This is a genomic window from Streptomyces sp. NPDC050263 (genome assembly GCF_040655955.1).
Taxonomy (GTDB): Bacteria; Actinomycetota; Actinomycetes; order Streptomycetales; family Streptomycetaceae; genus Streptomyces.
Window position 1 is genome coordinate 23,280 of the sequence record NZ_JBFAKW010000101.1, and the last position, 9,571, is coordinate 32,850.

Here is a 9,571-nt window from a genome sequence, read left to right on the forward strand (position 1 = left end):
GCCCCGGAAGGAGCCGAGCCGTGGTGCGGCCCGGGCGGAAGCCCCAGGGCTGGGGGGCTGGGCTTCCGCCCGGACCGGTCTCGGTGGCCCGGGCCCGATTCCTGCCGGACCGGCGCGGCTGCGGCTATGCCGCCCGTACGTCGCGCTCCGCCACGGTGTGCGCACACGCGCGTGCCGGCTTGGAGCGACGGCGCAGGAAGCGGGGCAGGGGCAGAGCGAGGTTGACGAAGCCCTCGGCCTGCATGGCGGCGAAGCCGATGCGGGGGAGGTCGCCGGAGGCCCGGTAGACGACGAAGCGGGGCTCCCAGCGGGGCTGGAACTTGGCGTTGAACTTGTACAGCGACTCGATCTGGAACCAGCGCGAGAGGAACACGAGCAGTCCGCGCCAGGCGCGCAGCACCGGGCCGGCGCCGATCTTCTCGCCGCGGGCCAGCGCCGAGCGGAACATGGCGAAGTTCAGCGACACGCGCGCGATGCCGAACTTCGGGGCGGCCTGGAGGGCGGCGACGATCAGCAGTTCGTTCATGCCCGGGTCGGCCGAGCGGTCCCGGCGCATCAGGTCCAGGGAGGCGCCGTCCGGGCCCCAGGGCACGAAGTGCAGGATCGCCTTCAGGTCGCCGTACTCGCCGGGCTCGGGGTCGGTCTTGTGGGCGGTGGCGATGAGGCAGTCCCCGTCGGCGGTGTCGCCGACGCGGCCCAGGGCCATCGAGAAGCCGCGCTCGGTGTCGGTGCCGCGCCAGTCCTCCGCGGCCCGCCGGATGCGCTCCAGTTCGGCGTCGCCGAGGTCACGGACGCGCCGTACCCGGGTCTCGTAACCGGCGCGTTCGATGCGCTTGACCATCTGGCGCACGTTGCGCATCGCGCGGCCGGCGAGGGAGAAATCCGCCACGTCCACCACCGCCTCGTCGCCCAGTTCGAGGGCGTCCAGGCCGGTCTCCCGGGTCCACACCTCGCCGCCCGTCTCCGAGCAGCCCATGACGGCGGGGGTCCAGGAGTGGGCCTTGGCCTCGTCCATGAAGCGCTCGATGGCGCCCGGCCAGGCCTCGACGTCGCCGATGGGGTCGCCGCTGGCGAGCATCACGCCGGAGACGACGCGGTAGGTCACCGCCGCCTTGCCGCTGGGGGAGAAGACGACGGCCTTGTCGCGGCGCAGCGCGAAGTGGCCGAGGGAGTCACGGCGGCCGTGCTTCTCCAGCAGGGCGCGCAGGCGGCTCTCGTCCTCCTCGGTCAGGCGGGCGGCCGGGTGCTCGGGGCGGAAGGCGAGGTAGATCGTGGTGACCGCGGTGATCCAGCCGAGCGCGCCCAGGGAGAAGGCGACGGTCCAGGACGTGTTGCCCGCGTAGTCGACCGGGCCTTCGAAGCCGAAGAGGCCGTACAGGACGTGCGTAATGCGATCGGCCAGGCTCGGGTCGCCGATCAGGCGGTTCGGGTGGACGCTGACGATGATCAGTCCGAGACCGAGGGAACCGGCGCCCATGAGGACGAAGTTGGCGAGCGCGCGCCAGCGGCTGCGCGGGTCGGGCAGCGCGGCGAACTGTTCGCGGTGCACCAGCAGCGGCACCAGGATCGCGACCGAGATGAGCGCGCCCACGACCGAGTGCCGGTACACGAACTGCGCGATCGCGCCCGCCGGGAGCAGCACCACCGCGGCCCGCCACGCGCGCCGCTTGCTGCGCCTGAGGCCGTGCGCGAGGAGCAGCAGCAGGATGCCGGCGCTGAGCGACAGCGCGGCCGCGAACGGCCCGAACGCGCCGGGCAGCACCTCGGCGACGGTGTGCATACGGCTGTTCCGGAACCGCGGGAAGACGCCCGCGGCTACGTCGAGCAGGCCCACGAGGGCACAGGCCCTGGCGACCAGGGCGGGAACGGACTCAGGGCGCGGACCTCGTACTATCCGCCGCACCCGGCTTGATCCGCGCGGAACCCCGCCCGACAGTTCCGCATCTTCCGTGACAGACATCGCATCCCGTAGTTCCGCGAGAGACCTTGGATCCGGTGCCGATTCGGGCATCCGGCGACATTGCGCCCTCTAGGACGGTGTCTTGGGGGCTGAGGTTCACTCAGCTCCTCAAAGCCACTGAAAAGGCGAAGGAAAGTCCGGGACAAGCCCTCGCGAAGGAGTCGGGGGGAGCGGGCGTGATCCCAGACGGAGAGCAGGCAGGAAACCAACGCATGGGTCTCACGAGTAACAAAGTGCTGCTGCTGTCAGTGCTGTTCGCCGTGCTGCTGTTCGTCGGCACGGTCTGGCTCTGGCCGCGGCTGGCCAAGCGCAGCTGGCGAGCCGTCAGCGGGCGGATCGGGCTGCTGTTGGCCACGCAGTTGGCGCTCTTCGCGTCCATAGGCCTCTCCGCCAATCAGGCGTTCGGCTTCTACGCCAGCTGGGCGGACCTGTTCGGTCAGGAGACGGACCGGGGCGTGGTCGTCGACCACGCGGAGGGAGGCGCCCCGGCGGGGCCGTTGAAGGTGGTCGACACGCGGCGCGTGGACGGCGGCGGTGGCGGGCGTCCGGAGTTCGGCGGCCAGATCCAGAAGATCGCCATCCAAGGGCGCACGACGCACATCGCCACGCCCGCGTACGTGTATCTGCCGCCGGAGTACTTCGCTCCGGAGTACCGCACGCGCACGTTCCCGGCGGCCGTGGTCCTCACGGGCTACCCCGGTACGGCAGAGGCGCTGGTGGACAAGCTGCACTACCCGCGCACCGCGCGGCAGCTCGCCGAGGGCGGGCGCATGCAGCCGATGATTTTGGTGATGATGCGGCCGACGGTGGCGCCGCCGCGGGACACGGAGTGCGTGGACATCCCGGGGGGCCCGCAGACCGAGTCGTTCTTCGCCAAGGACCTGCCGGACGCCGTGACGGCCCACTACAGGGTGGGCAAGAAGCCCGGCAGCTGGGGAATCATCGGGGACTCCACGGGCGGTTACTGCGCGCTGAAGCTGGCGATGCACCACCCGGAGGTCTATGCGGCCGGCGCGGGTCTGTCGGCGTACTACAAGGCGCCGATCGACCCGACCACGGGGGACCTCTTCCAGGGGAACAAGGAGCTGCGCAATGAGGCGGATCTGCTCTGGTATCTGAAGAATCGTTCGGCTCCCAAGACCTCGCTGCTCGTCACCAGCAGCAAGGAGGGCGAATCCAACTACAAGGCCACGCTGAAGTTCATAGGGCTGGCGAAGGCAACGGGCCGGACGAGGATCTCGTCGATCATCCTGGAAAGCGGTGGGCACAACTTCAACACCTGGCGGCGGGAGATCCCGCCGACGCTGGAGTGGATCAGCGGGCGGCTGAGCGCCCGGTGAGCGCAGGGGCTCCCGGACCGGCGCCCCTGCCCGGAAATGATCTTGCCACTTGTGGAATTCGGCGACTCCCCCGTTCCTGCGTTCCGCGCAATTCGGAGCTCATAGAGCCAGGGCATGCCAACTGGCCTGCAGTTTCGCCTCTTCGGGCGCTGCAGGCCGTTTCTCTAGGGCCCGATGTTTTCGCAGGTCAGGACAGCTTCTAGATCGGACTGCCAGGGGGCTGGCAGGCGACGCCTGGTGGATCAAGCCGGGTGCCACGATAGAGGGGCGGAGCCCTGCTCGGCACAGGAGTCGCCGATTTGCCCTGGAGTATATGGTTTTGCTCGGTCGCGATTCGCCGCATTGCTGGAACCTCGGCACACATCGACACCGCTCTGACCTGGGCGTTTCTCTATGCCTAGAGAAACGCCCCACCAGGCCCCTCGGGAGCGTCTCCGCAGGTCAGGGGCCTATCGTTACTCTAGGCGCGTCGAATTACGCGGAACGCAGGCCGTTTCCTGATGCCGTGTGAAGGCTTCGGTATGACTGTGTTTTTGCGGGGCGGGGCGCCAACAATCGCCTACGCGCGGTAAGTTTCTGGCCATGCCACGTGGACGTCACCGCCATTCCCCGCCTTTGCACAGGCTGCTGCCTCCCACGGCGATCGCAGGCGTTTCCCTTGTCTGCGCCTTCGGCCCCTGGGTGTTCACGGAGCCGACGCTGCTCCGAGTTCTGGCCGCGGCCGCCGCGGCGACGGCGATCGTCGGCGCGGTCGTGATGCGCCATTGGGACATCCAGGCCGGCAAACAGGTCGCCGACCTCACGCGCGCGCGTGCCGGTGACGAGTGGCGCTTCGAGGAACGCGTCGCCGAGTTGGAGAGCGACCTCGACGAATCGCGTGAGTTGCGGGTCAAGCTGGAGCAGCGGCTGCGGGCCAAACGCACCGAACTGGCGGGCCTGCGCAACGAGCACGCCGCGCTGCTGCGCCGCTACGCCACCGCCGAGACCGAGCGCGCCAGCGCCCTGGAAGGCCGCCGTCTCCTCGAGATAGAGGCCGCGCCCACCCCGGCGCTGCCGGCCGCCCGCGCGGCACAGGACGATATTCAGGCGCCGGACGACGGCGAGGCCAAGGAGACGGCCGAGTCGACCGAGGCCGAGTCGACCGAGGCCGTCGTCGAGTCCGACGAGTCCACCGAGGTCGTCGGGTCCGACGGGTCCGACGAGTCCGCGGACGAGGAGCCGAAGGCTCCAGCGGCCTTCTCCCCCGAGGGGTCCAAGCTGTTCCTGCGGGCGCAGGCGGCCCTCGCGCGGTTCGACGTCGACGGCGTCAAGGCGGCGCGGAGCGAGGACCCTGCCGACGCCGAGGCGGAGGCCGCTCAGGAGGACGAAGTACGGGGGAAGCCCGAGGCGGTCGACGAGCACGCGCGCGCGGCCGCCCCCCACCACCAGGCCGCCGAGGACGACGAGACCCCGCAGGACACGGGCCCGGCGAACGAGGCCCCCGCCGCGCAGGCTCCCGCCCAGGAGACCGACGACGTGGAAGCGGACGCTCCTGAGGCGGCCCCGGCCACCGCGAAGGCGGGTGCCGCCGACGCCGGAACCGTGCTGCCCGAGCCGCCCCTGGACCGCGGCCCCGGTGGCGCCCCGGTCACCGCACCCGCCCCCGCCGCCGCCCGGGCCGCGGCGCTCGTCCGCCGTCCCGCGGCTTCCGTGCAGCGCCCCTCCGGTCACTTCGCCGTGCCGACCGCCGTCGCCTACGTACCGGCCGCGCAGCCCCTGCGGCGGCCGACGGCCGAGGGCGGGTTCGACTTCTTCGGCACGAAGAGCGCGTCGACGTCAGAGGCTCTGGAGGCGGTCCAGAACGAGGACCTCGCCGACGTCGTCGGCCAGGAGGCCCTCGCACTGCACAAGGCCGAGTCCGAGGCGGAGTTCAAACCGCTGGACGAGGCGTCGCGCGGGGTGGGCCAGGTCATCGACCTGACCGCCCACGACGAGACCGAGCAGATCGACCTCCAGGGCCTGCGCAGCGCCGTCTCCTGACGCGCTACGCCATCCACCGGTCGGGCCGGGCGTCCAGGCGCCCGGTCCTCGACCGCTCCGCCTGGCCCCGGAGCAGCTCCGCGGCCTCCTGTGCGTCCCGCAGCCGGGCTGTGACCGTCTTGTCGGCCCCCGTGTCCACATGGACGTCCGCGAGGCGCCAGAGACGCTGCCAGGGACCTTGCGTCAGCCGTACGCTCTGCACCTTCGCGTGCGGCACGAGCGACAGCCTCCGCCGCAGCAGTCCGTGCCGGGAGGCGAACGCCGCGTCCGTGACGGCGATTCCGTAGCCCCGCCACCACATCGGCACACACCGCCCGGCCCGGCGCGGCGGACGCGACAGCGAGACCTCGGCCGGGACGGTCACTCCGGGCAGCACGCGCGCGACGACGCCCTCCGCGGCCTCGCGAGGGGCGACCGGCACGAGCACCGAGTTCGCGGAGCCGGCGACGTCCAGCTCGACGCGCACCCAGCCGAGCCGGCGCCACAGCAGCGGCTGGACGATCCGCACGGTCTGCACGCGGCCGGGCGGCACCGTCTCGTGCGTACGGTCCAGCAGCCCGTGGTCGATCCGCAGCCCGTCAGGCGACTCGCCCACCGTCCAGTCGTACTCGCCGACGAACCGGCCCACGCTGCTCGCGCCCGCCGCGCCGAGCAGCGGCACGCCGGTCGCGAGGACCGTCCACACGCTGTGGGTGGCCAGCCACAGCACGGGCGGCACGACGAGCGCGGCGGCGAGCGAGCCCCAGGTCGCGCCGGTCAGCACCAACGCGAGCGCGAGTTTGCGCGCCGGCACGCGCAACAGCTCACGCGCGGGTGCTTCCCCGACTTCGTGCGCCGTCTCCGGCGCGAAACCGGCCGCCCGCGCGAGCAGCTCCGCCCGTAGCGTGCGGGCGTCCTCCTCGCCCAGGAAGGCGAGTTCGTCCTTCTTCTCGGCGCCGACCACGTCCAGGCGGAGCTTGGCGACGCCCGCGATCCGGGCCAGCAGCGGCTGACCGACGTCGATCGCCTGGATGCGCTCCAGCCGGATGTGCGCGGTGCGCCGGAACAGCAGCCCGGTCCGGATGCGCAGCTCGCTGTCCGTCACCGCGAAGTGGGTGAACCACCAGGTCAGGAAGCCGTAGAGGGAAGCGGCGGGGACGACGACGGCGAGCGCGATCAGCAGGGTGGTCGTGGTCAGCCGGGTCAGCTGTTCCTGCGCCTGGTTCGGGTCGTGGACGGCCCACCCGACGAGAACCGCGATGGGCGCCCAGGCGCGCCGGAACGGCGTCACGGGATGCAGCCGGCGTTCGGTCACCGGCCGCTGCGGTCGGGCGGCGGGCCCCTCGGGCCCGCCTTCAGGCGCGTCTGGCAGGTCCGGTACGCCGCTCTCGACGCCCGGGGTGGTCACAGCCCCGCCGATCGGGCCTCGCCGAGCTCGGTGAGCCGGTCGCGCAACCGTTCCGCCTCGGCCGGTTCGAGGCCCGGGATGGTCGCGTCGGTGGCGGCGGCCGCGGTGTGCAGCTGGACGCTGGCCAGCCCGAAGTGGCGCTCCACGGGACCGGAGGCGACCTCGACGAGCTGCATGCGCCCGTACGGCACGACGGTCTCCTCGCGCCACAGCACTCCCCGGCTGATCAGCAGGTCGTCGGCGCGCTCGGCGTACCGCCAGGAGCGCCAGTTGCGGCCGAGCAGCACCCAGCCCCAGCCGATGCCGGCCAGCGGCAGCAGTGCGAACGCGGCCCACGCGGGGCCGGCCAGCAGGCCGAGCAACACTCCGATGCCGACGGCCGCCAGCCCCAGCCACACCACCAGCAACAGCCGTCGCATCCGCAGCAGCCCTCGCGGCAGCCCCGTCCACACCGGTCCGGCCCCTGCCGTCTCCACGCCCGCCGGGCTCCCCGTTTCCATACGGCCAGCGTACGTAGGAGAGACTGTTGCCCATGACTCCTATGACGGAGACCACGGTCGGGATCGGCGGTGCCGCGGAGAGCACCGACATGGTGCTCAACATCGGCCCCCAGCATCCCTCCACGCACGGCGTGCTGCGGTTGCGGCTCGTCCTGGACGGCGAGCGCATCCGGCACGCGGAGCCGGTGATCGGCTACATGCACCGCGGCGCGGAGAAGCTGTTCGAAGCGCGCGACTACCGCCAGATCGTCATGCTGGCCAACCGTCACGACTGGCTGTCGGCGTTCTCCAACGAGCTGGGCGTGGTCCTCGCGGTGGAGCGGATGCTCGGCATGGAGGTCCCCCCGCGCGCGGTGTGGACCCGCACGCTGCTCGCCGAGCTGAACCGGGTCCTCAACCACCTGATGTTCCTTGGGTCCTACCCCCTGGAGCTGGGCGGCATCACACCGGTCTTCTACGCCTTCCGCGAGCGCGAGGTGCTCCAGAACGTCATGGAGGAGGTCTCCGGCGGGCGTATGCACTACATGTTCAACCGCGTCGGCGGCCTGAAGGAGGACCTGCCGGCCGGTTGGTCCACACGTGCGCGTGCCGCCGTGGCTGCCGTGCGCTCCCGCATGGACGTCTTCGACGACCTCGTGCTCGGCAACGAGATCTTCCGGGGACGCACGCGGGACGTGGGCACCCTCGCGCCGGAGCACGTCCACGCGTACGGCGTGAGCGGGCCGATCGCGCGCGGCTCGGGCGTCGACTTCGACCTGCGCCGCGACGAGCCCTATCTCGCGTACGGGGAGCTCCAGGACACCCTGAAGGTGGTGACCCGGACCGAGGGCGACTGCCTCGCCCGCTTCGAGTGCCTCCTGGAACAGACGCACAACGCGCTCGACCTCGCGGACGCCTGCCTGGACCGCCTCGCGGACCTGCCGCCCGGCCCGATCAACCAGCGGCTCCCGAAGGTCCTCAAGGCGCCGGAGGGGCACACGTACGCGTGGACCGAGAACCCTCTCGGCATCAACGGCTACTACCTCGTCAGCAAGGGCGAGAAGACGCCGTACCGGCTGAAGCTGCGCTCCGCGTCGTACAACAACATCCAGGCGCTCACCGAACTGCTCCCGGGCACGCTCGTCGCGGACATGGTGGCGATCCTGGGGTCGATGTTCTTCGTGGTGGGAGACATCGACAAGTAGGCGCCAGGCGCTGCATGCAGGCGCGCTGCACGCGGGCGCCACACGTCGGCGTCACGGGTCGGTGTCGGCGAGTGGGTCCGGAACTCCCACCGGCTGGAGCAGCCAGCCGAAGTCGCCGAGTCCGCCCGGCGCGGTGAGCTCGGCGGCCTCCCCGGCATTCGCGAGGGCGCGCACATAACCGGCGGGGTCCGTGGAGGCGAGCGCGAGCGGGGGGCGTGCGCCCGCGATGCCCAGGGCGCGCAGGGCGGCGCGCTGGGTGAGCAGGCGCGCGGGCAGGCCCGACTCGCCGGCTTCCGTGCCACCCGCCGCCGCGCACGCGTCCAGCGCGACGTGGGCCGTGATGTCGCAGGTCCCGTCCGGCACGGGGGCCGTCTCGCGGCCCTCCCGGAAGCCGGTGAGCGTGCCGAACGGGGGGCGTGCGCCCGCCGAGTGCGCGTAGTCCACCGCGACCGCGAGCCCCCGTACGACGCACGCTACGGCGGACGCCCACGCCGTGTCCCGGGGGAGTCCGATCTCCGCCCGCAGCCCCTCCTCGCCGGCCAGCGGCCACCACCGCGCGAGCCACCGCGCCTGCGGGCCCGACACCGGCTCCCCGAGCCGCTCGGCCCCGTCGTCCCGGACGAGCACCAGCCGAGCCACCCCCGCGGAGTCGACCTCCGCGACCTCGACGGGGACGTTGTCCAGCCACTCGTTGGCGAACAGCAGCCCGGTGACCTCTCGCGGGGGCTCGGACAGCCACTCGATCCGGTGAGCTAGGCCCTCGGGGCGGCCGGCGATCTCGACGGCGTACGCGCGTGTGCGTGCGGCCACGTCGGCGGGGAGCGCGGCCAGGACCGCGGTGACCAGTTCGCCCCGGCCGGCGGCCATGTCGACGAAGTCGAGCGACGCGGGCCCGCCCAGAGCCTCGTCGACCCGGCACAGCAGCCGGGCCACGGCCGCGGCGAAGAGCGGCGAGGCGTGCACGGACGTACGGAAGTGTCCGGCAGGGCCCTCGGCCCGCCGGTAGAAGCCGCCTGTGCAGCCTGTGCAGCCTGTGCAGCCTGTGCCGCCTGTGCCACCTGTACTGCTCGGACCGTCCGTGCCGTCCGTGCCGTCCGTGCCGTCCGTGCCGTCCGTGCCGTCCGTGCCGTCCGTGCCGTCCGTGCCGTCCGTGCCGTCCGTGCCGTCCGTGCCGTCCGTGC

At 72.2% G+C, this 9,571-nt stretch carries 7 protein-coding genes; 3 read left to right on the forward strand and 4 right to left on the reverse strand.

Features of this window, described 5'->3' with window-relative positions:
- Positions 1–124: 124 nt before the first annotated feature.
- Complete coding sequence (locus AB0J04_RS33530) at positions 125–1,936, reverse strand: phosphatidylglycerol lysyltransferase domain-containing protein (RefSeq protein WP_363172378.1); 1,812 nt, start codon at positions 1,934–1,936, stop codon at positions 125–127.
- 236 nt (positions 1,937–2,172) lie between these two features.
- Here AB0J04_RS33530 and AB0J04_RS33535 point away from each other — a divergent pair, with 236 nt between their 5' ends.
- Complete coding sequence (locus AB0J04_RS33535; RefSeq protein ID WP_363172370.1) at positions 2,173–3,300, forward strand: alpha/beta hydrolase-fold protein; 1,128 nt, start codon at positions 2,173–2,175, stop codon at positions 3,298–3,300.
- Between the two features lie 582 nt (positions 3,301–3,882).
- Positions 3,883–5,319 carry a hypothetical protein gene (locus AB0J04_RS33540; RefSeq protein WP_363172371.1) on the forward strand — a complete coding sequence of 479 codons (1,437 nt, stop codon included), beginning with the start codon at positions 3,883–3,885 and terminating at the stop codon, positions 5,317–5,319.
- A gap of 4 nt (positions 5,320–5,323) precedes the next feature.
- On the opposite strand, the gene AB0J04_RS33545 is transcribed toward AB0J04_RS33540, so the two are convergent.
- Both AB0J04_RS33545 and AB0J04_RS33550 read right to left on the reverse strand, forming a co-directional pair.
- Entirely contained in the window at positions 5,324–6,670 is a 1,347-nt protein-coding gene (locus AB0J04_RS33545; RefSeq protein ID WP_363172379.1) for a PH domain-containing protein, read from the reverse strand.
- 32 nt (positions 6,671–6,702) lie between these two features.
- On the reverse strand, positions 6,703–7,206 hold the full coding sequence (locus tag AB0J04_RS33550) for a PH domain-containing protein (RefSeq protein ID WP_363172372.1): 504 nt from the start codon (positions 7,204–7,206) through the stop codon (positions 6,703–6,705).
- Positions 7,207–7,238: 32 nt separating this feature from the next.
- Here AB0J04_RS33550 and AB0J04_RS33555 point away from each other — a divergent pair, with 32 nt between their 5' ends.
- Positions 7,239–8,390 (forward strand): NADH-quinone oxidoreductase subunit D, encoded by a 1,152-nt coding sequence (locus AB0J04_RS33555; RefSeq protein WP_363172373.1) that lies wholly within the window; start codon positions 7,239–7,241, stop codon positions 8,388–8,390.
- A 51-nt stretch (positions 8,391–8,441) separates the two neighbouring features.
- Here the strand turns inward: AB0J04_RS33555 and AB0J04_RS33560 are convergent.
- Positions 8,442–9,571, reverse strand: a 1,130-nt coding sequence (locus tag AB0J04_RS33560) for an SAM-dependent methyltransferase (RefSeq protein ID WP_363172374.1), incomplete at its 5' end; no start/stop codon positions are given.